At 42.9% G+C, this 22525-nt stretch carries 23 protein-coding genes and 1 other annotated feature (1 of these 24 only partly in view); of the genes, 3 read left to right on the forward strand and 20 right to left on the reverse strand.

From position 1 onward, the window contains the following. Nucleotides 1-14, reverse strand: a sequence feature (ribosomal protein L21 leader region); it reaches 140 nt to the left of the window's first position. Between the two features lie 49 nt (nucleotides 15-63). The 19 genes from HHK01_RS10840 to HHK01_RS10930 all read right to left on the reverse strand — a co-directional run bounded on the left by HHK01_RS10840 (nucleotide 64) and on the right by HHK01_RS10930 (nucleotide 17988). Then, the gene (locus tag HHK01_RS10840) at nucleotides 64-1455 is read right to left on the reverse strand and encodes a ribonuclease E/G (protein WP_170007807.1); all 1392 of its coding nucleotides are present in this window, start codon (nucleotides 1453-1455) and stop codon (nucleotides 64-66) included. 9 nt (nucleotides 1456-1464) lie between these two features. Continuing rightward, nucleotides 1465-2325, reverse strand: coding sequence for a M50 family metallopeptidase (locus HHK01_RS10845; protein WP_170007808.1), 861 nt, complete (start codon nucleotides 2323-2325; stop codon nucleotides 1465-1467). Further along, entirely contained in the window at nucleotides 2318-3091 is a 774-nt protein-coding gene (locus HHK01_RS10850; protein WP_170007809.1) for a M23 family metallopeptidase, read from the reverse strand. The genes HHK01_RS10845 and HHK01_RS10850 overlap by 8 nt, the downstream gene beginning before the upstream one ends. Nucleotides 3092-3323: 232 nt before the next feature. Then, entirely contained in the window at nucleotides 3324-4127 is an 804-nt protein-coding gene (gene minD, locus HHK01_RS10855) for a septum site-determining protein MinD (RefSeq protein ID WP_170007810.1), read from the reverse strand. Then, nucleotides 4112-4813 (reverse strand): septum site-determining protein MinC, encoded by a 702-nt coding sequence (minC, locus tag HHK01_RS10860; protein ID WP_170007811.1) that lies wholly within the window; start codon nucleotides 4811-4813, stop codon nucleotides 4112-4114. Before minC ends, minD begins: the two co-directional genes overlap by 16 nt. A gap of 83 nt (nucleotides 4814-4896) precedes the next feature. Next, nucleotides 4897-5418, reverse strand: coding sequence for a rod shape-determining protein MreD (mreD, locus tag HHK01_RS10865; protein WP_170007812.1), 522 nt, complete (start codon nucleotides 5416-5418; stop codon nucleotides 4897-4899). Further along, nucleotides 5415-6296: a rod shape-determining protein MreC gene (gene mreC / locus HHK01_RS10870; protein WP_170007813.1), complete on the reverse strand. Its 882-nt coding sequence runs from the start codon at nucleotides 6294-6296 to the stop codon at nucleotides 5415-5417. Before mreC ends, mreD begins: the two co-directional genes overlap by 4 nt. A 65-nt stretch (nucleotides 6297-6361) precedes the next feature. Further along, nucleotides 6362-7393: a rod shape-determining protein gene (locus tag HHK01_RS10875; RefSeq protein ID WP_170007814.1), complete on the reverse strand. Its 1032-nt coding sequence runs from the start codon at nucleotides 7391-7393 to the stop codon at nucleotides 6362-6364. A gap of 83 nt (nucleotides 7394-7476) precedes the next feature. Continuing rightward, nucleotides 7477-8202, reverse strand: coding sequence for a RadC family protein (radC, locus tag HHK01_RS10880; protein ID WP_170007815.1), 726 nt, complete (start codon nucleotides 8200-8202; stop codon nucleotides 7477-7479). 47 nt (nucleotides 8203-8249) lie between these two features. After that, on the reverse strand, nucleotides 8250-8837 hold the full coding sequence (locus tag HHK01_RS10885; protein ID WP_170007816.1) for a Maf family protein: 588 nt from the start codon (nucleotides 8835-8837) through the stop codon (nucleotides 8250-8252). A gap of 190 nt (nucleotides 8838-9027) precedes the next feature. Beyond that, complete coding sequence (locus tag HHK01_RS10890; RefSeq protein ID WP_170007817.1) at nucleotides 9028-10122, reverse strand: SPOR domain-containing protein; 1095 nt, start codon at nucleotides 10120-10122, stop codon at nucleotides 9028-9030. A gap of 198 nt (nucleotides 10123-10320) precedes the next feature. Beyond that, nucleotides 10321-11025: a hypothetical protein gene (locus HHK01_RS10895; protein WP_170007818.1), complete on the reverse strand. Its 705-nt coding sequence runs from the start codon at nucleotides 11023-11025 to the stop codon at nucleotides 10321-10323. Further along, complete coding sequence (locus HHK01_RS10900) at nucleotides 11022-11579, reverse strand: hypothetical protein (protein ID WP_170007819.1); 558 nt, start codon at nucleotides 11577-11579, stop codon at nucleotides 11022-11024. The genes HHK01_RS10895 and HHK01_RS10900 overlap by 4 nt, the downstream gene beginning before the upstream one ends. Then, a complete protein-coding gene (gene pilM / locus HHK01_RS10905) occupies nucleotides 11569-12567 on the reverse strand; it encodes a type IV pilus biogenesis protein PilM (protein ID WP_170007820.1) in 999 nt (332 codons plus the stop codon). The genes HHK01_RS10900 and pilM overlap by 11 nt, the downstream gene beginning before the upstream one ends. Before the next feature lie 153 nt (nucleotides 12568-12720). After that, nucleotides 12721-13467, reverse strand: coding sequence for a prepilin peptidase (locus HHK01_RS10910; RefSeq protein WP_170007821.1), 747 nt, complete (start codon nucleotides 13465-13467; stop codon nucleotides 12721-12723). Nucleotides 13468-13522: 55 nt separating this feature from the next. Further along, a complete protein-coding gene (locus HHK01_RS10915) occupies nucleotides 13523-13933 on the reverse strand; it encodes a type II secretion system protein (protein ID WP_170007822.1) in 411 nt (136 codons plus the stop codon). Between the two features lie 116 nt (nucleotides 13934-14049). Continuing rightward, a complete protein-coding gene (locus HHK01_RS10920; RefSeq protein ID WP_170007823.1) occupies nucleotides 14050-15261 on the reverse strand; it encodes a type II secretion system F family protein in 1212 nt (403 codons plus the stop codon). Nucleotide 15262: 1 nt separating this feature from the next. Continuing rightward, the gene (locus HHK01_RS10925) at nucleotides 15263-16303 is read right to left on the reverse strand and encodes a type IV pilus twitching motility protein PilT (RefSeq protein WP_170007824.1); all 1041 of its coding nucleotides are present in this window, start codon (nucleotides 16301-16303) and stop codon (nucleotides 15263-15265) included. 11 nt (nucleotides 16304-16314) lie between these two features. Next, nucleotides 16315-17988 (reverse strand): GspE/PulE family protein, encoded by a 1674-nt coding sequence (locus tag HHK01_RS10930; protein WP_170007825.1) that lies wholly within the window; start codon nucleotides 17986-17988, stop codon nucleotides 16315-16317. Nucleotides 17989-18388: 400 nt separating this feature from the next. Here HHK01_RS10930 and HHK01_RS10935 point away from each other — a divergent pair, with 400 nt between their 5' ends. Genes HHK01_RS10935 through HHK01_RS10945 form a run of 3 tightly spaced genes read left to right on the forward strand, consistent with a single transcriptional unit; the run spans nucleotide 18389 to nucleotide 20611 of the window. Continuing rightward, nucleotides 18389-18898: a type IV pilus modification PilV family protein gene (locus tag HHK01_RS10935; protein ID WP_170007826.1), complete on the forward strand. Its 510-nt coding sequence runs from the start codon at nucleotides 18389-18391 to the stop codon at nucleotides 18896-18898. Next, entirely contained in the window at nucleotides 18888-19337 is a 450-nt protein-coding gene (locus tag HHK01_RS10940) for a PulJ/GspJ family protein (RefSeq protein WP_170007827.1), read from the forward strand. The genes HHK01_RS10935 and HHK01_RS10940 overlap by 11 nt, the downstream gene beginning before the upstream one ends. Before the next feature lie 11 nt (nucleotides 19338-19348). Further along, complete coding sequence (locus HHK01_RS10945; RefSeq protein WP_170007828.1) at nucleotides 19349-20611, forward strand: pilus assembly PilX N-terminal domain-containing protein; 1263 nt, start codon at nucleotides 19349-19351, stop codon at nucleotides 20609-20611. Between the two features lie 157 nt (nucleotides 20612-20768). Here HHK01_RS10945 and HHK01_RS10950 read toward each other — a convergent pair whose 3' ends face one another. Further along, on the reverse strand, nucleotides 20769-22484 hold the full coding sequence (locus HHK01_RS10950; protein WP_170007829.1) for a sensor domain-containing diguanylate cyclase: 1716 nt from the start codon (nucleotides 22482-22484) through the stop codon (nucleotides 20769-20771). Nucleotides 22485-22525: the final 41 nt, after the last annotated feature.

Genomic DNA, 22525 nt, shown 5'->3' on the forward strand with positions numbered 1-22525 from the left:
GGTTGTAGCTTTGGTGCTATCAAAGCATAACAAGAGAATCATACCATAAGTAAAGAAAGAAGGTCAACGGTTTTCAGGACGATAAGCAGACACTTCACGAACAGACCAAAAGGGGTTGTCCCCTTCAACAATGCGAGACTGGAGTTCGAAAGGGAGGGACATATCGTGTTTGTGCTGCTCCCAAGTCTTCTTCATCACCTCTGTCCACTCTATCTTTACATACGCCATATCCTCCCTAGAAAATTGCGCAAATGTATCATTTAATTCTTCAAGTTGTACATTTGCTGAAGGGACTCGACCACTTCCTTGGCAAACCGCACAAGCCTGGGTTCGCTGCTCTGTCGGCCCTATTCGCTTACGAGTTCCTTCCAAAACTCCAAATGGGGAAATCGTTCCTAACTGTACCGCTCGTGAATCCCATTTTGTGAGTTCTTCAAAAAAGTATTTCGTGACGTCCCTTTTGTTTGTTGGAATATCCATATTCACAAAGTCAATCACAAACAACCCAGAAATGTTGCGCAAGCGAATGAGACGAGCAATTAAATTGGCTGCTTTTTTATTCGTTTCAAATGCTGCACGCGATGCCACGCGAGATGTGTGTGATTTGCCCGAGTCGACATCGAATACGGTCATTGCTTCTGTCTCATCAATCGTGACCTTCACCCCGTCCTCTCCGACAAACACCCGCTCCTGCAGCCAGTAATCTATATCCGCAAGAGAAAGACGACCACGAACTAACGAAGACATCCGTTCCCTATTCCATGATTGAGGCAATTTGTATAAATTGAAGCGCGCAGGTGACGCATACACAGTTGTTGATCCCTCTTTGTTTAGAAGATGTGAACAAAAGCTTTGCACCTGTTCTTGAAACGTTTGTGCTTCTTTTAAACAAGTAACACCAGTAGCGCTTTGAATCTTCGCTTGTGCCTCGTCACGTAACAAATCCCACTCAGTTTGAAGTTCATCCCGGGTAGCCTTTGCAGCGGCCGTTCTAAAAAGTACACCCTCTGTCCCTTCGACTAAGCAAGTGCCGAATTTCAGCAACTGCTCCCGCTCCTTTTGAGTTACTTTTTTAGAACAAGCAACATACTTACTGAAAGGCAAGTAGACGAGTAACTCGCCCCCCCATTCTATATGCCCTGTTAGCTTTGCGCCTTTATTCCCTCGCTCCGGCTGCTCTACTTGTACAAAGACAAGGTCGCCTTCTCGATACGGAAAGCCACCTTTCTTTGCACCCGGAATATCTCGTTTATGTAACAATGCGGGTGTCCCCACACCTAATTGAAGAAAAGCTGCGTCTAACTGAGGGGCCAGTGTCGACACTCTCCCCTGATATACACTTCCAGGCATTGGACCTGCCTTCGAGACGTATTCCTCGTATCGTTCCAATTGTCCGTCCACAAACAGTCCAATTCGCGGCACTCGTCTTTTGTCGTCTATTATAATCTCCCTCATGAAGCCACCTCACCATATGAGATCTTTTACCTTTGTATTGTACAGATTCTCGGCAAAAAAAACATGAAGGAGCTCATTTTCGTCAATATGACCCATTGTCTGTCCACCGGCGACAGACTGGATCGTATGCTTTTTCCCGCGTTTAAATCGTGTAAGTGCTTCGTAAACGGTAACGTCCTCTTGTAAACGCAAAGGCTGTAGAGAACCCACAGACTGTTTCTTTCCATAATATCTTTCTAGCAAAAAACGAATAAACACATACCGTCTGTACTTCCACTCCTTCCAGAGAGAGACGGCTAAAAACGTAGCCAGCACATAACTTGTCATATGAAGCGGCTCTACAAAGAGAACAGCTACAACATACAAAAAGAGAACAGCTAGCGATACAAATAAAGTTCTCTCATGTGCCTTCACAAAAGTTTGGAACGTACATAATAATAAAAACACAATTTTCCCACCGTCCAATGGCCAAATTGGTAGCAAATTAAAGCAGAGTAGCACAATGTTCAGACCTGACCATAATTCAAAAGTTGAAGTGGAGAGGAGACTAGTAGTGTGAAGAACGTACAGAAGACCGGCGATCCACACATGTTGCACCGGACCCGCTAACACAACGAGCCACTCTTGAAACATCGGACGGTTCCCGTGCTCTTCCATTTCGGCAACTCCCCCAAACGGAAGAAGTTGAATAGAGCGAATACGCCACGAAAAAAAAGAGGCCATGAACGCATGACCTAATTCGTGTATCAGCACGAGAGAAGCTAAAGCAAGCAACGACCAAAAATTTGCGGTAATAATACTAAGCGCAACAACGAGCCAAAATAACGGATGAATACGAAATTTCGAAAACACCCGCCATACATTATTCAAAGGAAATCACCTGAATTGGGTCGATAAACGTATCTCCTTGCTTGATTGCAAAATAGAACAACCCCGTGTTCGTTCCACCGTCACTCACCATACCAATTGATGATCCGGCTTCAACAAATTCATATACGTTCACATCAAGAGATTCTAGTTCCCCGTACCAAGACTCACTTCCATCTGCATGTTGTAAAATAACCGTTTTGCCGAGGTCCTCTTTCTCCCCAGCAAATACGACTTTTCCTCCGTTCATCGCTTGCACATCTGCACCTTTTCCTGTCTCAATGAGAATTCCTTGTCCATTTGCTTCAAACGACTCCGTTACACGTGCACTCGCCGGAATGGAATATTCCGCAGTAGTATTGGTGGGGACTTCTTTTTCCACATCTTCCGTTGGAAAGAACGCAAGTGGCTCCCCGAACGTTTCCTCATACCAAGTCCCCGCCGCAGCAAACTGAAACTCTTCGGTCATCATTCGGTCTACAAACTGTTGCGTTTGTTGAAAAGGCGATCCCGCTTGTCTAAAAGAAATCGCTACAATAAGAAATAGACTGGCAGCGATAAGCACTTTGAGAACCCACCATTCTTTTGAAAAGAGAGGACGCGAAGAGGAACCTTCTGATCTTCCTGTTTGCTCGTATGGCTCGTAAATAGCAGGAAATCCATGCTGTTCTTCAAGTTGTGTTCGTCTTGGTTGACTGTAGTTTCCAGTAGCCCCAGTACGTCGCCTCTTAGAAAACTCCTTTCGTATTTCATCAGCTCGATTTTTCACTCGCACCACCACCCGTTTCCCACAAGTTTGTACAAGTCTATGACTCGTTCGGTTTGAATATGCAAATGGGGGAGATGAAACTGAATTGAGTTGATTTTAAAGAGTTATCATGCCCGGGGTCTGTGTTTATCTGGATATATTGCCTGGTTCGTTGCCACGCGTACCTGGCTCGCCCAATGAAAAAACGTACACAGTATAATTAAATGCCGTGTACGCAAGTAGTCTTATTGTGTTACGCTTTCACACCAAAAAACTTTTTCAACCTAGCAAACATACCGTTATGCTCATCTTCGAGTGGCTCTAAAGGAACCGATTCACCTAAGATTCTGCGGGCAATGTTACGATAGGCAATGCTCGCACGTGTATCTGGCTTCATGACAATTGGTTCTCCGTCATTAGAAGCACGAATCACTGCATCATCATCAACAACGATCCCAATTAGTTCAATGGAGAGATGCATCGTGATTTCATCCACGTCAAGCATATCCCCACTTTTCATCATGTGAGAGCGAATTCGATTAATAATTAATCTAGGAGACTCCATATCTTCTTTTTCTAGTAAGCCTATTACGCGATCGGCATCTCGCACCGCTGAGATTTCCGGTGTCGTCACAACAATCGCTTGGTCCGCTCCTGCTACCGCATTTTGATAGCCTTGTTCAATCCCGGCTGGGCAATCAATCACGATATAATCAAATTCTTGCTTTAAATCCTCAATCAATCGCTTCATTTGTTCAGGATTGACAGAAGATTTGTCCGTCGTTTGTGCAGCAGGCAAAAGATACAATAAGTCGTTGAACCGCTTGTCCTTCACGAGTGCTTGATGAAGCTTACACCGCTCCTCCACCACGTCGACAAGATCATAAATGATGCGGTTTTCGAGTCCCATAACCACGTCCAAATTACGCAATCCAATATCGGTATCTACTAAGCAGACACGCTTTCCTTGGAGGGCGAGTGCTGTGCCAAGATTTGCGGTTGTGGTTGTTTTTCCAACTCCGCCTTTTCCTGAAGTAATGACTATGGCTTCTCCCATGTTCCGAGTCCCCCTTCAAACGACTCCTGCAAAGCAGGTCGTAATTTTGCCAATTCCTGCAAACGATCCAAAACAATTTGATCCTTATCATCTACATAAGCACATTCCATCGCGTGAGTATCCACGGTCCCCTCTTCATCTGGAGCACGGTTCACATAATCAGCGATGCGAAGTTGCGACGGCTTCATAAATGAGGCAGCAATGACTGCTGATTTGTTGCCTTCACAGCCAGCGTGCGCTATGCCACGTAGCGCGCCCAATATAAAGATGTTCCCTCCAGCAGCAATCTCTCCCCCAGGGTTTACATCACCTACCAAGAGAAGATCACCGGGTGCGCGCAATACTTGTCCAGAACGAACAATTTTCGTTACACACATCAATTCATTCTGCCTGCGCCACTCGTTTGCTTCTTCGATTGTTAAGCAGTCGCTTTGAATGCTCCCCACGACCAAATGCCTCTGCTCCCGTACAACAGACTTCACTTCCTCCACTTGTTCGGGTCGAAGCGTGCGATAGCCAGTTTGTACATAAACAGTGACAACGGGACGATCTTCCTGTCCCTCATATTGACCAGAAAGCTTAGCCCTGAGCTCCTGAATAAGTTCAGAAAAAGAGCATGCGTCGTCTAAATATAATGTGAGACCTTCTTTAGTTCCTTTAATCATGACAGGTTGTTTTGTTTTCATCGGAATTGTCACCTCTGATGCTACATACAGAGTTCCATACAGAGCTACTAAAATCCTCTTTTACCTAGGAAAAATTTCACTCATTATGCGTCAAGTACTATAGTCCGCTGTTTTTGTAACAATTTACTGTAAAAAAATGCAAACACCACTAACCAAACTAGTTGTAAGAGAATGGATGGTACAAAACGCTCTAACACAAATGTTTGTACCCCTATTTCCGTATTGTTCACGAGCAATTGAAATCCGTATAGTACCCATTCTAGACAACTTACTGCGACAAGGGCAATAAGCACTAATAGAACAATATGATGTTGTAACCACCGCATCAACTTGCTCGCAATCCATATACTCATCGGAAATAAAACGAGATACACTCCAATAATCTCGGTATATACAATGTCGTAGAGAGCACCGAAAATAAAGGCGTACACGAAAGCAGTTTCTAGCTTGTAATAAGCAGACATAAACAACAAGAATAGCAATAAAAATCGTGGCACGAGCGTCCACTCATAACCAATTTGCTCAGCAGATAAATAGAGAGCAAAGTAACTTTCCAAATAAAAGTGCAGAAGGGCAATGGCAGGTAGAACGAGCTTTTGCATCATGCTCCGTCTTCCTCCTCAGCACTTTCGAATTCAGCTTCGGTGCCCTCTATAACACGATTAGCCACGACCACGTTTTCTAGCTGGTACAAGTCGGCTTCCGGTTCAATGTATGCCATTTTTGTTAACCCGTATTCATCCGGTTCAATGCTAGAAATCGTTCCAATTTGTAGGCCGGATGGAAACACGCCCCCTAACCCACTTGACACGACCCGTTGTCCTTCTTCAATTTCGGCATCATATGGGATTCGTCGTAAGATCAGCTTCTCTTCCTTACGGTCATACCCTTCAATGACACCATTTTGCGTTTCTTCTGACTGCACGATTGCTGAAATACGATTCGTAGGGTCTGAAGAACTTATAAGTTGTACGGTTGAAGTCGTTTGCGCAGTGCTCTTAACTTTACCGACAAGTCCTTTTGCCGTAATCACCGCCATATCCTTTTCGACGCCATGAACTGATCCTTTATTAATAGTAATCAGTTCATCCCATCGATCTGGATTGCGCCCAATCACTGTAGCTTGGATCGATTCGTAATCTCGTAAACTTTCCGTTTTATCGAGAAGTGCTCGCAACTCTTCATTTTCTTTTCGGAGCTGCGTTGCTTCGCTATCAAGTTGCCCGTATTGATCAAGTCGAGATCGCAACAATGTATTTTCTTCATATGTATCAAGTAAATTTTTCACATTTTCGACTCCATCATCAATGAGACGAAGCGGAAACCCTACAATTGTTTGAACGAACCCCGACGAGTCTTTTAAAAATTGCTCTGTCCAGGTCAATTGAGCCCGGTCTCGTAACGAAAAACCAATTAACGCTACGAGGACTATTATGCTCACTAACAAGACGATCAGCCGTTTGTTAAAGAAAAATTGCGGCATCGGAAAAACCCCTTACCTAATTAGAGGTTCAAAAAGTCCGGGTCGCCCTACTTTTTGAACACTTGTTAATAAGAACGTGAACCGCGAGATTTTGTATTAAACAAATGGATATGATCCAGCGCTTTTCCAGTTCCAATTGCAACACAATCGAGTGGTTCCTCAGCAATTAAAACGGGCATTTTTGTTTCCTCACTAATCACTTCATCAAGATTACGCAATAGTGCTCCACCACCAGTTAATACAATACCGCGGTCCATAATATCCGCTGCAAGCTCAGGAGGTGTTTTTTCTAGTGTATTTTTAACAGCATCCACAATGGCATACACGGTGTCGCGCAACGCTTGCGAAATTTCTAGTGCTGTGATCTCAATTGTTTTTGGTAATCCTGTTAACAAATCACGACCACGAATATCCATTGGTTCAATGTCTTCTGAATTACCGGCAGACCCGATATCTACCTTGATCATTTCAGAAGTTCGTTCACCGATCATCAAGTTGTACGTTTTTCGAATGTACTGAATGATCGCATCGTCCATTTCGTCTCCTGCAATGCGAATCGACTGACTTGTGACGATACCACCAAGTGAAATAATCGCCACTTCTGTAGTGCCACCACCGATATCAACAACCATGCTACCGGTAGGTTCCCAAACGGGTAAGTTCGCACCAATCGCCGCTGCAAATGGTTCCTCTATAGGATATGCATCTCTCGCACCAGCTTGTCTAGTGGCATCAATAACGGCTCTTTGTTCTACCGCAGTAATCCCTGAAGGTACGCATACCATGACGTACGGCTTGCGTGAAAACACCGAACTTTTGCTTTTCGTAGCTTGTTGTATGTAATGTTTCATCATCGTCGCTGTTGTTTCGTAATCCGCAATCACGCCATCTTTCATCGGGCGCATCGCTACGACGTTTCCAGGTGTTCTTCCGATCATATTTTTAGCATCGTTTCCTACTGCAACGATTTGCTTTGATTCGGTTTGAAGTGCGACGACGGATGGTTCACGTAAAACGATCCCTTTGCCTTTCACATATACGAGCGTATTCGCAGTTCCTAAATCAATCCCAAGGTCGCGTGATCCAATTCCAAACATCGTTGGTATCTCCCTTTCTAAAACGAAATCCTTCCAGAAATCATAAATTTTATTATAGCTGAACGTTACTTAAAATCATAGTGTCAACAATACCCTTTTTCCTTTAGGCTAACATACCTCTCGTCCCCAATAATAATATGGTCAAGTACCTCGACTCCTAATAGCTTACCACACTCCACTAATCTGCGGGTGACCTCAATATCTTCCCTTGAAGGGGTTGGATCTCCAGATGGATGGTTATGAAAACAGATCAATGAAGCACTTGATCGGCGCAGCGCTTCTCTGTACACCTCCCTCGGATGTACGATCGACGCATTTAAGCTCCCTATAAAAACCGTTTGTTTATGAATCACCTGGTTTTTTGTGTTGAGATAAGCGCAAACAAAGTGCTCCTGGTGCAACGCCTTCATCTCCTGCATCACGTAATTTGCACCATCTTGCGGGGAACGAATGACGACACGATCTTGTACACGGAACGTTGCGATTCTTTTTCCGAGTTCGCAAGTAGCCAGCAGTTGAATCGCCTTCGTTTCGCCAATCCCGTTGATAGAAGTGAGTTCCTCTAAGGTAGCGTGTTGCAAATACTGAAGTCCTTCAAATTGTTGTAGAATTCGTTGGGAGAGATGCAGAACAGAATCAGTCTTGGTTCCTGACCTTAGAATCAGAGCAATGAGGTCTTGGTTCGTACAATGAGTAGCTCCATGTTGTAGAATGCGTTCACGAGGTCTTTCAGAAATGGGTACGTCTTTAATGGTGAGAGATGGACGAGATGTTGTGTTGGAAGTGACTTGTTTTACTTTTGTTGGCAATGGCGCTCCTCCTGTAGCTTCAAGTAGCAAAAAGCGCCCTTAAAGCATTATGTTTTTGTTAACACGGAAGGAATGCCTAACTTCTCAAGAGCTCTCGCAGTTTGCGCAATAGGTAACCCCATCACTGCATAAAAATCGCCACAAATTTCCTGAACAAAATACAAACCAGCACCTTGAATACCGTAACCACCGGCTTTATCAAATGGTTCACCCGATCTTACATAGGTCGAAATTTCAGCATCAGTTAACTCATAAAACGTCACTTCTGTAGCTTGTACAAATTGGACGGGTGGTCTCCTTGCAGATACAATCGCCACCCCGGAGTATACTGTGTGTGTGTTTCCACTTAATTGTCGAAGCATACGATAAGCTTCTTTTTCATCTGCTGGTTTCTGCAATATTTCGTTCTCTAGTACGACAACTGTATCACTACCAAGAACAATGGCGTCACCACTTTGCTTGTTCGCAACTGCTTGCGCTTTTTGCAAAGCTAGCTCTTGGACGACTTCAGTTGGATGGAGGGCAGGTGAAATCACTTCTTCAATGTCTGCTGGCTGTTGGATAAAAGGAATTTGGAGCTGTTCAAGAAGTTCTTTTCTTCGTGGAGACTGCGAGGCTAATACGAGCGTTGGCATATAAATTTCGCTCCTCAAATGAGAATAAAAAGGGAGATATCCAATAATAGTTTACCAAAGTTGTTCCCAGCATTCAACATAGACAACGAAAACAATCCGATCTACTATCAAATTATTTAGTGTCGTAAAAAGAAAACAGTCTCTCTATAAAACGAGGTTACCTTTTACAGAGAAACTTATCGGATCATTGCTATTCTTCAGTTTGTACGGTGGCATTAGCCAGTGCTGTGTATGCATCTAAAAATTGCAGGAGTGAGCGTTGAGCTTCTTGTATTGTTTCGTCGACTCCTGCCTCCTCGTAGGAGAGTAACGCTTCATATCCATTTTGCAAAGAGCTTACGAGGGGCTGCATCGCTTCCATGCCATTTAACGTTTGCAACGCTTCCATACTTTCACCTAACGTCTCCACTTCGCTTACTCCCCCACTTGATTGCAATTGATAAGTCGAAGTAAGAAGTGTTGTGAAGACGGGCTGCATTGTTGTTATAGCTTCTTTTTCGCCGGAAGTAATTTCGCTAATTTCCAATTCAGCAAGTGAAAATGGCTTTTGGTACGCCTCAAACCCTTCTTCCTTAATAACACTCGCCAATTGCCTTGCTTCTTCGAGTGTTGGAGCCACACCAGTAAATAAAAAAGATTGTTCTCCCTGTTCGACGATAGCAGTAGGAACACCAGCTTCCTCTAAGCGAGCTGCTACAGTATTGGCAGAGTTAGCAGTCGAGAATACCCCCCCTTGCACGACAAAGATTTCCATCTCGGGTATAGACGTTGAAGTAAATCCTCCTACCTCACCTTCAGTCGACTCCCCTTCACTTGGTGGAGTAGCTGTTGGATCAAATGCGGTTTCGGCCTTTTCATCTGACAATACAAACTGTAGAAGAAGGAATCCGAAGGCAACGCCTATGACCACTGCAAACACGGTTGCAAACAGGAGTGACCCAAGAGGAAACCCTTTACGCTTCCCACCCTTAAACTTAGTTTTTGAAGGGTTACGCGGAACCGTTGTGAATCCACGATCGGATTCATCTCGGTACGATTTCTTTTGTAATGGCTGGATATCCTGCTCCTCTTTTGGAAGCACCCAGTCAAACTCGTCCTCAACGTGTTCTTTGGCGCTAGCTACCTGTTCTGTAGCTTCCTGCAAGGCATCTTTCGCCTTCTGTTTTGTCGCATTCTGATTCTCTTTGTATAAATGGGGTTCTCCGTTAATCTTTATAGATATAGTAGAAGATGTTTGAGAAGTTTTCTCTCGTTCATCTTCTTTACGCGTATGCTCGTCCATCATCAACAGCCTCCCTTTACACCTTTTGATTTATGCTAGCATAGAGATAATAAAAAAGAACAAGACTTTTGTCGTCTTGTCCTCAATAGATAGTGACGGTATTCTGCTTGTTTCGACAAGGGGGGTTCTTTTTCATACTCTTACCGAAATATTTGTCGTTTGCTCGCTAGATTTGTCAATGGCAAATGATCGAAATCCCACTCAATTCAAAGGATTCTCTCTCCCTGCAGGAGCAGGACTGTCGATAGGAGGCAAAAGTGACTCGACTTGCTCTAATAAACTTGGCATGTAATATACAGACCAGTCTACCGTAAAGGGAATCGATAATAAACTGCCCTCATTACCTGTTGTTTCAGTGCCTACAGTAAATTGGGCGTAGCTTATTTGGTTGAAGCGAGTGGAATTTTCTAATGCAGTAAGGAAGCTATCGAGTTCTCTATAAGAGGAACTGGTTCCATTTATAGAGAAACGTATCACTTCTGCGACGCCTGACGATGTTGCCGTCTCCCCCTCCGCATCCTGTTCCATATACTCTCCCAACTGCTCTATAAGTCCTTCACCTAGACTGATCATTTCATCGTCTCCAATTTGAATGGCTGAAACCGCAACACCTGAAGACAATTCCGCTCTATTTATTTCAAGGAGAACCTCTTCAACACGTGGTTGGACGGGTAATACTTCTTGCAGTGATCCTTGGCCCGGCGACTCTTCTTCGAAAGGTTTCGCTGTTGATTTTGCTAATTGTAATTCACTTTTTTCAATTTGGAAGAGCGCCTCTGCCTGTGTCAGTTTACTCCTCTCAGGAACAATCCATTGAACATACAAAAAAGTAGCTATGAGAACAAGTAGAAAAACGACAATGAGTGCCACCGTTCCTTCTCTTCTCTTCATCAAAAACTGCTTCATGATCTCTCCTCCTCTTGAAGTTGTTGAAGCTCAAGAGGATCAACCCAAATGATCGTAATAGTAGCCACGTTGGAAGCGGCTGACTCCGACTTAATCTCCGTGACCGTAACTTCATAAGTCCACAAAGATTCTAGTAAACGACTGAGAAAAAAAGCGACATTGTTTTTATTCGTAAACTCAACATTAAGAGTAGCCGATTCGACACCATTCCATTGCGCTTGAACCACTCTAGCCTCTGCTGGCAGAAGACTTGTCGCGTGCTCTATGAGAGAGACAACAGAAAAGGAAACTCCCTCCAACGATGAAACAGCTCCTTCCAGTTGCTGTTCTGCAGTATCTGTCCCAACACGCGCTTCTCGTTCAATACGTTGGCGTGTCTCAACAACTTCCGCTGTTTCAGTTGTGACAACATTTAACGCTTGTTGCAGTTGGGTTCTCTCCCACAACACCCAACTGACAAACAAAACAAATGCGGTGGTACATAAAATCATCGCCTGCATCCCATAATTTTTCCGCCTAGATTTTCTCTCTAATAAATTCACTTCAATCCACATGGGGTTGTCCTCCTCGAAGGGGCACACCCATGAGCTCATGAAATCTCACAGGGATGATGTGATGTTTTCCTGATAGCTCCTCTCGGCTTTGCGAGTTGATGGGCAAAACAGTCATTTGATCAAATCGAGCTTGTATAGCAGAAATAATATCAGGCAAATCAGGATGATCGCCACTCACTAAAATACGATCTACTTCTACTTCTCCCTTGTGTAGTGTATAGCGATAGTAGTTTAAAACACGCGACAATTCTTCAGTGAGTTGTCTCCAATCCATCTGAAGCGCTCCCTCATCTCTTTTACATCGATACAAAATTTCTCTCTCTACTTGAATGGCTTCCCAATCAATCGGTTGTAAGGTAGATTTCATATGCCTCATAAATACGAGATGTGCATCTTGAAAAAAGCTAACTGTATTTGCTACGAGATTTGCCTGTAAAAGTAAGGTGTGTCCTTCAAAAGAAGAGCGGTCTTGTACGGAAGAAAACCTTTGCAAGGAAAGTGCGCTAATATCGGCCACCACGGGCTTTAGTCCCGCATCTTTACAAAGATCCGAATAGTCCTGTACGACATCCCTTGGCGCTGCAAACAAAAGAACGTGTTGCTTGTCACCATCTGATGCAACAAGATGATAATCAAAAACAGGATCCTCAAAAGGAAGATGAATCGTTACACCAAGTTCTAGTAGAATATACCCTCTAAATTCATCAGGTTGTATATCAAGTGGAATCGTAATGGATCGCACGATAACAATCGCATCTGGAACGAAAAAAGAGGCGCGTTTTCGTCTTCCCTTTACTTTGCCTACACACTTTACTAGATGAGAAAGAAGCGCAGGTTTATCAAGAATTTGACCATTCTCCACAATGCCATTCGGCAACAAGTGCTCATACGTTGAGCTTACACCCCCCGACGGTGTATAGGTAAGACAGCGAATCGCATAATCTTTTACCGTGAGCGCGATAGATTTTGAAGCAAACAAGGAACGCAACACAGGTCTCTCCTTTCATCCTTAGGCCCACACGACGTGGGTCAGAAAGGCGTTGCGCTCGCAAGGACGCGAGTGTGTCTGCGTTGCGACAGGACGTCGCGTACTTAGCAGACCTTCCTTACTTGACGTCGCGCTCTTAGCCTTTCATCCTTCTTATAAAAACCAAGTCATATACCAATCTATCAATTGTTCTCCGAAAAATATGGAGGTTAAAGTACCTAATGCAATAAAAGGAGCAAATGGAATAGGGGTTCTCTTTTGATTACCCTTACGGTGAGCAAAAAACCAACCGAGCACTGCCCCATATGCCGTTGATAGGAAAAATGCTAAGACAAGCTCCGTTACACCAAGTGCTAATCCAAGCAGAGCGAATAGTTTAATATCTCCTCCGCCCATCCCTCCTTTAGAAAAAACACCTACAAGAAATGGAATTAAAAATCCTATGGTCGCACCTAGTCCAGCTTCTACAATAGACAAATCCGGTCTTATCAACGTTAATAGCAAAAAAAAGGGAAGAAAAAACAGCAGGATAGCGTTTGGAATGAGTAAATAATGGAGATCACTCACCGTCACAATGACAAGCAGTGAAATAAGGAGTAATACGATCCACCCTTGTACGCCAAGTCCAAATGTAACAAAAGAAAAGGCAAATAAAGCACCTGTTACGAGCTCAACGAGTGGGTAAAAGAGGGAGATACGCACACAACAATGACGGCATCTCCCCTTTTGCCAAACGTAAGAAAGGACCGGGACAAGCTCCACACCAGACAGCGTCGTCTGACAGGTGGGACAATACGAGCGCGGTGATACGATGGATTGTTTTATAGGAACACGTGAACCTACGAGATGAAAAAACGATCCGAACACGGTTCCGTACAAAAATAGGATGCTAGTCCACATAGGAAAGGGTTCCTTTCGATTTTATGAGAATTTACTTCCAATTATCATGGTTATTTTAGTCATCAGTATTACCTAAAAGGTCTTCTTCAGATGCAGAGCCACTATTTTTCCCATTGACTAACTCAACCGAATCATGATCCTCAAGAGTGTATTCATATTTATCATTATTAACATTTATTACTACTTTATATCCTTTGTCATCGACACTATCCAAAAATTGACCTAAGTCTTCGTCTGTAAGTACTTCGCCATCCTCGATCCTCTCAGACGCTGTATACAACTTAGCTGCATTAATAATCTGGATACCTTCAGCCACAGTCGCATCCTCTTCCGCACTCGTAATAATCCCACCGATGCTCGGAACAGCAATCGCCGCCACAATACCTAAAATGACAATAACAGCCAGCAACTCTACTAAAGTTAGTCCACGCTCATTTTTTAGTGCGTGTTGTAGTCGGTTCCTCATAATTTCACTCCTCCTTCTGTTCTATAGATCTATGAAACATGTACTTTTATTATACACATATTCCCCTTAGCTGCCACGAAATACCTACAGTTTTGTCGAATTGCTGTCGTTGTAGTTCAATAGGTATTCAATTGATTAAACAGTTCGAACATCGGAATAAGAATGGCTAAGACAATTGTCCCGACAAGAACAGCAAGTAGGACAATTAGCACCGGTTCAATGATCGCCTTAAAACGATCTGTCGCTACCTCTACTTCTTGTTCATAAAAATCGGCCACTTTTTGCAGCATCGTATCTAATGCTCCTGTTTGCTCTCCTACTGCAACCATTTGTGCAACTAGGGGAGGAATGGACCAATGATTTTTCAGAGCGGTGGCCATAGGTTCTCCTACTTCGAGCAGCTCTCGACTCTCCCGCAGCACATTCCTCATGATTTCGTTACCTACTGTTTGCTCCGCCATTCTAAGTGCTTCTAAAATAGGAACTGCGCTTTTCAACAAGCTACTTAATGTACGCGTGAACCGAGCGATCGCTGCTTTTTGAAGAAGTTTTCCTATTAAAGGGACTTTTAGCATCGCATAATCTGACCGCCATTTCCCTTTTTGAGTTTTTCGTACTTTAGTGAAAGCGAGAATTAAAGCGAGAAGAAGGCCACTCCAAATGTACCAAAATGACTGCGTCCAATTACTCATCGCTAATACAAACCGGGTAAGCACAGGCAGTTCTCCACCGAAATCGGCAAATAGACCTTCAAAAATAGGTACCACTGCGGCGAGTAGGAAAATGACAACAGCGATGGAAATAACCCCGACGAGTATCGGGTATGCCATTGCCGAAACCACTTTTTGTCTGAGGGCATGTTGCTTTTCATATTGCACTGCTAATCTTTCTAGTGTATCGTCCAAGTTTCCGCTTGTTTCCCCAGCCTGAATCATACTAATAAACAATACAGAAAACACCTTTGGATGCTTTTGGAACGCTTTTGATAAAGATTGTCCTTCACGAAGCTCCTTTTCTACTTCGTACAAGACTCCTTTAAATACTTTCCCCTCTACTTGGGCGGCAAGAATACTTACTGAATCAATGACAGATACTCCGGCAGACACTAGCGTTGCAAATTGCCTTAAAAACAGAACGAGTTCAACGAGTTTAACAGGAGGACCAAGATGAATGTCCTTTGTCCATACCGTTTCTTTTACTTCTAAGATGTCTATGACCCGGACTCCACCTGAACGAAGACGAGAGACAGCCTCTCGCTCGGAGTTGGCATTTACGGTTCCTCTTACTTTTCCGCTTGCCGTTCGCCCCGTATATTGAAAACGTGGCATCTTACGAATACCTCGTCTCTACTAGGAAAGGAGCTGCTATTTCGCTCGTTATGACCGATTCTCTCAGTAATGACTGCACATGCATACTCATCGTTTGCATGCCTAATTGTTTAGACGTCATTAACACGTTTGGGATTTGGTGGATCTTATCGTTCCGAATTAAATTTGCAATGCTGTTCGTGTGAGTTAAAATTTCTAGAGCCACTACCCGCCCACCTTCTCGCCGTGGCAAAAGTCTTTGTGCAATGATTGCCTGACAAACTGATGCTAGTTGCGAACGAATTTGCGGTTGTTGATTTCCCGGAAACGAGTCTAAAATTCGATGGATCGTGGACGGAGCATCGATCGTATGAAGGGTTGCCAACACAAGATGTCCTGTTTCTGCAGCGGACAGAGCCGTTTGCATCGTTTCCATATCACGCATTTCTCCTACTAAAATGCAGTCAGGATCTTGACGTAAGGCAGCCCGTAATCCACTAGAGAAGTTTTGCGTATCTTGTCCGATTTCTCGTTGCTCGATAATACAATTGCCATGCTGATGCAAATATTCAATCGGTTGCTCCAAGGTGACGATGTGTTTGCTCATTGTCTCGTTTATATAGCGGATAATAGCTGCCAACGTCGTACTTTTCCCGCTTCCAGTTGGTCCTGTAACTAAAATTAACCCTTGAGAGAGAGTAGCAATTTGTTTGATGATGTGCGGTAATTGTAATTCTTCAACGGTCGGAATCGTAACAGGCAATACGCGTAAAGCTAGTGCGATGTGAGATCTTTGGAAGTAGACGTTCACTCGAAATCGCGACACCCCAGGCATACTGTACGAGTAATCTACTTCGCCTTTTTCTACTAGAATAGCCCACTCTTCCCTAGGTAATATTTCTTTGGCAATCGTCTCGGTATCTTCAGGAGAGAGAGCCTGATCTCCAACTTTACGCAAATCCCCGTCACACCTAAAAACAGGTGGTATTCCAACAGTAAAGTGAATATCGGATGCCCCCATGTTATAGGCAGTTTGTAAACAGTGTTGCAGGTATTGTTCCACGGACGTCCCTCCTACTCTTCTACCATTGCTACGCGAAGGATTTCCTCTGTCGTAGTTACTCCCTGTTTCACTTTTCGTAGGCCATCATCAAGTAAAAAGAGCGTTCCCTTTTTAATGGCGTACTCACGAACAGTATTCATTGATTCTTTATGAAGGATGAGTTGTTTCATTTCATCATCTATTACGAGTACCTCTTGAACAGCAAGTCTTCCTTTATAGCCTGTCATGTTGCAAGAAGGACAGCCTTTACCGCGCATCACTTTATGAATCGTCATTCCTCTCTTGTGAAACAAATCTAGTTCAGAAGGCGAAACAGATTCGGGTTCTCCACAATCTCGGCATACTTTACGTACTAATCTTTGGGAAACGATTCCACTCACAGCGGAAGCCACTAAGAAGGGCTCTACTCCCATGTTTACTAAACGAACGATCGTACTAATGGCATCGTTCGTATGAAGCGTTGATAACACGAGGTGACCCGTAAGCGAAGCACGAATTGCCACTTCTACCGTTTCTTTATCACGAATTTCCCCTACCATGATAATGTTGGGATCCCCTCTAAGTACGGCGCGAAGTCCTTTGGCAAATGTCATACCCGTTGCTTGGTTCACTTGAATTTGATTAATGCCTTCTAGCTGGTATTCTACTGGATCTTCAATTGTCATGATATTTACAGTCGTATCATTCAAATCATGAAGGGCCGCATATAGCGTAGATGATTTCCCGCTCCCAGTTGGCCCTGTAATCAACACGATCCCTGAAGGTCGCTGAATGATAGAACGGAAATGGCGCAAATTTTCTGCCTCAAAGCCTAGTAACTCTAGATCGTTGCCCGCGTGCGTTAAGTCTAGAATCCGCAAAACAATTTTTTCTCCAAATACGGTTGGCAAAGTGGAGATACGCATATCTACAGGGCGAGAGTTGACGTTCTTTTTGATTCTTCCATCTTGTGGTGCCCGCGTTTCCGTAATATTTAAGTTTGCTAAAATTTTCATCCGAGCCGTTATGACATTTTGCATATGCTTTGGCAAAGAACGCTCTGTGCGAAGCTGGCCGTCTACGCGGTATCGAACGAGAATTGCTGATTCTTGTGGATCTATATGAATGTCACTCGCTCTTTCATTGATAGCCCCGAGTAAAAGTTGATTGACCAACCGTACGACTGGGGAATTTTCACTACGAATTGCGTCTTCTAGTGATTCTCTTCCTGTAAATGTGGACGCAGTTTCTTCACTTATTTCTTCTATCTCTTCACTAAGGTCATAATATTTAGTAATAGCTTGTGTTATATCTTGTCTAGAAGCAATAGCAGGTTCAATCTGAAATCCTGTCGATAGTCTCAAATCTTCAATGGCGATCATGTCCATTGGGTCTACCATAGCCACAAACAGTTTATTTCTTTCCTTTTTTAGTGGAATCAGCTCATTACGCTTGGCTACTTCTTTAGGAATGAGGGAAAATAGTGTCGTGTCGAAAGGATACTGATAGAGCCGATAGTGAGGAATTCCCAGCTGAAATTCTAGAACTTCGATGAGTTGTCGCTCAGTTACAAGCTCCTTTTGTAAAAGGACGTCACCGATACGCTGATCCACTGTTTTATCAAGGAGTGCCGCTTCTAACTGTCTTTCTGTTATTAGACCAGCCTCTACCAGTAAGTCTCCTAGCCGTTTTCTCTGTACTTTCATCCATATCCCCCCTATGTATCCATTTCAATATTTTATTGAAGATCTTTTTTAACACTATATTTTCCCATGAGCTTTCAGATCACTGTAATCTATTCGTTACTCTAATTTTTAGAAATCGTGCCGATATTCTATTTTTAGTTAAAAAAGCACTACTATATGGTACAATGAAGGAAGTATTTTCATAGGTATGTAGTCTTGTGATTATTGTACCGCAAAGTGTATTTTTAATAAAGATTTTGTGCGATGAGCAGTACTTTTCAAGTATGGGCTTTCCAAGAAGTACACAAAATTATACTAATATTACGGATCTTGAATTAAATACATGTATATGTAGAGCCGTCTGAACTATCCAACTAATCTGAATTAAACATTCTTTGCTCCCAAAGTGCAGGTGATTCGCGTGAAGTGTGTTGCAAATGAACGAGGACTTACTTTGCTTGAAGTGTTACTCTCTTTTTCTATTTTATCTGTGGTTTTCGTTACGTTTATGGCCTTTTTCACAAATGCCTTTCAATATAATTCGCTCTCATCAGATGAAATTCAGGGGACAAACCTTGTGCGGGCAACACTTGCTGAGTTGAAGGAAAATAGCGCAAAAAGGGTAGCAATGGAGGACTTTCTCGGAAATGTTAGAAACGGGGATCTTTCCATGTCCCATCCTGAGTACGCTGCATTAAGCTTAACCGGAACGGTCGGAGAAACGATGTTTAACGAGGAAGATTATTACACGTTGCAAATTCAACACTTTCAATACAAAGTGTTTGTTCACGTAAAAAGGAAGCCAGATTTTTCAGGTACCTCTATTTCTCTGTATCGGTTGTACGTTCAAGTCTTCAACGATACAAAGCTTCTCTCAGATACATACGCATACTTTGAATATGATAGCGAGGAAGAAAACAATGCTCAATAACGTTCGCCATCAAGACGGGGTCACATTACTTGAGCTTCTGGTCTCCATTACGATCCTTTCATCTCTACTCGTGCTTACTGGAAGCATTTTATTAAGCGGGATGAAAGCTTCCAACCAAGCGCAACAAACAACCCTATTGCAGCAAGAGGCCAACTATATTCTTTCGTTACTAACAACCCAACACGAAACACAAGAAGAATACATCATTTTATCGGAGGGAAACTGGGATGAAAGTTCCATTACCATCTCAAATCTTGAAGAATCATTTACGATATCCAATCCAAATTTCACCTATGCTTTAACTATTGATGACAAGCCAGTGAAATCGGAAATCTCCGTTTTTCCTGAGTCCCAATCTTTACCTATCAAGCTAGTTATCAGAAGTAGGCGCAATCCTGATTTAGAATTTAAAGTTCAAACTATCATTTCACGGTTGTAGGAGGGTATACGATGAGGAACGTTCACAATGAAGCAGGTGTAGCTCTGGTCACCGTCCTACTCATCGTCACCGTTCTCTCTGTACTTGGGTTATCCGTTGTTGGGATGGCTATAAACAATTCGAAGCAAACAAGTCAGATCGAAACCAACATACAAACACTTGACTTGGCGGAAATGGGATATACGTATTATGTAACAAGTTTTTCTGACTTCTACGAGAGAAAAATACGGAGTGTCATGCAGGACTCTATAGCGCAAATAAAAGAAGATATCATCAAAAACTTAGAAAGTGATCCATCTTTAAAGGAAGACGAAGACTTTATTGAGGGGTACAGAGGGAGACTTGCAATAGAATTACGAGCAGCCTTAGTTTCTAATGACTTTGCACCATTATCAGGAAGTGGCCTCGTTCATTTCAAGGAAATAGATGCGAATCGTTCTTTTAACATCTACGTAAACGAAATCGAAGCAAGTGCTGACAACCTACAACTCAACTTTATAAGTGAAGGCATTTTTAATGATTTTCCAACTAGAGAAATAAGCTCAACGATTACGATCCCGATCCCTTCTATTAACCTAGACGGTGTTGGTTCAGGGGCAGGTAATCTTGACAGCAATGACGGTACCATCCGTTATGAGGACAGAATTCCCACACCAGAAGGATTGCCGCAATGCGAATACAATAAGAAAACATTCGGGGCAAAATCCTGTTCCTATCGCGGAGCAGTATCCACAGGTTCTTCTGTAGATATCGAGAACGTCACTATTCTTATTGGGGGATCTGGAACCTTTAATAGCTCTATTAGCAAAGGAATCAATAATTCAACTCTTTACATCCGTGGTTCCTCCACATTTAATAATCCTATTAATGGTATCCAAAACTCTCAACTATACGTTGGTGGCGCCGCCCGGTTCGACAACATTAACCGCGGAATTGACGATTCACTTATCGTGGTTATGGGAAGTGCTACTTTCGATAGAAAAATAGATGCAATGAGCACCTCTACCATCTACGTCAAAGGATCAGCAACCTTTTACGGAAAAATAAATCTTGAGAACAATGCAAAAATCTGTGTAGGTGGAAATGTAGGTGGAATACAAAAATCCTCTGGAGTCAATATCTTCTCACCAACAATCGATCGTAACGCGTATAATGCCAACTGCTCAGGTGAAACAGGTGATGGCACAAGCCCTGGTAGTAAACCAAGTAGTGAAGACATCGAAATAATTTGGGAACCCATTAACCCCGCTGCAGCAAGATATGTTTACGAATAGGCTAGCTAATCCCTGTAAAAGTTTCTTCTGAAAAACCAAAACAAGTGTGCTAAAGATAGCACACTTGTTTTGTGTTACTTTGTTCACCTTAGTCCACTACTGACAGAGTTTGAATTCTTAGTAGGCAATTAACCTCCAAGGAGAACTTTTTCTATAACTACAAAATGGCCTGATAATCTGCAACACGATTTCGCCCTTTTTGTTTAGCCCCCATATACATCGCATAGTCAGCATAACGGATGAGGGAAAGCGAATCGTCAACTCCATCCGTTGTGCAGGACACACCTATACTTACAGTGATCGACACCTTCACAATTTTTCCACTTTCGTTCATGGATTGACGAATATAAAACGGTCTAGCAGAAACAAATTGACGAATTCTCTCCGCCATTTCGTGCGCTTGCTCCTTCCCGATATCTGGAAGTAATACAATGAATTCCTCTCCACCATACCGTGCTACTGTCCCCCGGCTTCCCACCATGCGGCGCAACCGTTCAGCAAGCTCAATTAGTACTTCATTCCCGCTTTGGTGACCATACGTATCGTTAATGCTCTTAAAGTAGTCTATATCTAATAGAATGAGAGATAATTGTTTTCTCTCACCTTCGTCTAGTTTTTGAAATTCGTCTGTAAGGTACCTTTCAAAGTAACGATAGTTATATAGTTTCGTTAAAGCACAGCGCTCACTCTCATTTTTTGTTTTTTCGTAGTGCCGTGCATTTTCGAGAGCTACCGATAAATACGAACATAAAATATCAACGACCATGACTTGGTATTTATGAAATAAGCGCTTTTTCCTTGAGGCTAAAAACAAGACCCCCTTCACTTCCCCACTACGCAAAATAGGAACTGAAAGTACACTCTCTGCACCTGCTGGCATGTAACCTTTTACCACGCCTTCCCATTCCACTTTCGTTCCATAAATAACACTTTTACCAGTAGCCCAAACCATCCCGCTAATGCCTTCGTGTCGCTGCAACCTTTGCAAATCCTTCGAAGAGATATCCCCTTCTTCTAACACGCGTGAAACGGTTAATTCACGATCATTTACATCAAGAAGGTAAGCGAAATCAATTGGTAATAACGTAGATATCTTTTGCATAAACACGTCTAGTACCTCAGTGACCTTTAGACTCTGCGCGAGTTCGTGTCCAAATTCAGCAGCATTTTGCAAATAATCATTTATGTTTTCTGTATTATTATACATTTTCAATAGAAGAGCAACACAAATAAAGGGTACCCCGATTAGAAAGATAGACCAAGGACCTACTTCCGAAAGTAAAAAATAAACAACAAGTCCTAGAGGATACACAAGTAAAGTACTAACCATCTCCCACACAAAATCTTTTCCAACAAAAGGTCGTTTCACCCCATGCATCCATCGAACTACAATATTAAGTAACACTTGATTTGTAATCGCATAAATGAACATATAGACTAGTAGCAAAATATAAGTTAGTGTAGTAAGTCTTTCTTCCGTGCCCACTTGTCCACCCAATGAAATGTATACTACCGCGCTCAATAAAGAAATCGAAAAAAACATAGCAGAGTTCAAGGGAAGTCGATAAAGTTCTTCAGGACGAATGCGTAAGCGAAACATAAGTAATATAGTGGCCAATTGAACAAGTAACATTTCCACAAACAAGCCGTGCACCAATAACGTGGGCAAGCTGATTAATTGGATGAAAAATATCGTCGTCCCATTAACTACAATCGGGAAAAAAGCAATGATGCACATCATAAATAGGTAAGGAAGCCAGTCTACAAAGCTTCCAGATGGTGGCATCCATTGAAAAGTGACTACGAATCCAACAGGAATCGTAACTAGCCAAATTAGCCAGATTACTCGCTTCTTTGCTGCACTCAATTCCAATCGACGTTCCCCCTTTCTAGTCAAAAAGTCACAGACTTTGA

The sequence above is a fragment of the Bacillus fonticola genome (assembly GCF_012955605.1).
GTDB classification, from domain to species: domain Bacteria; phylum Bacillota; class Bacilli; order Bacillales; family JC228; genus Bacillus_CG; species Bacillus_CG fonticola.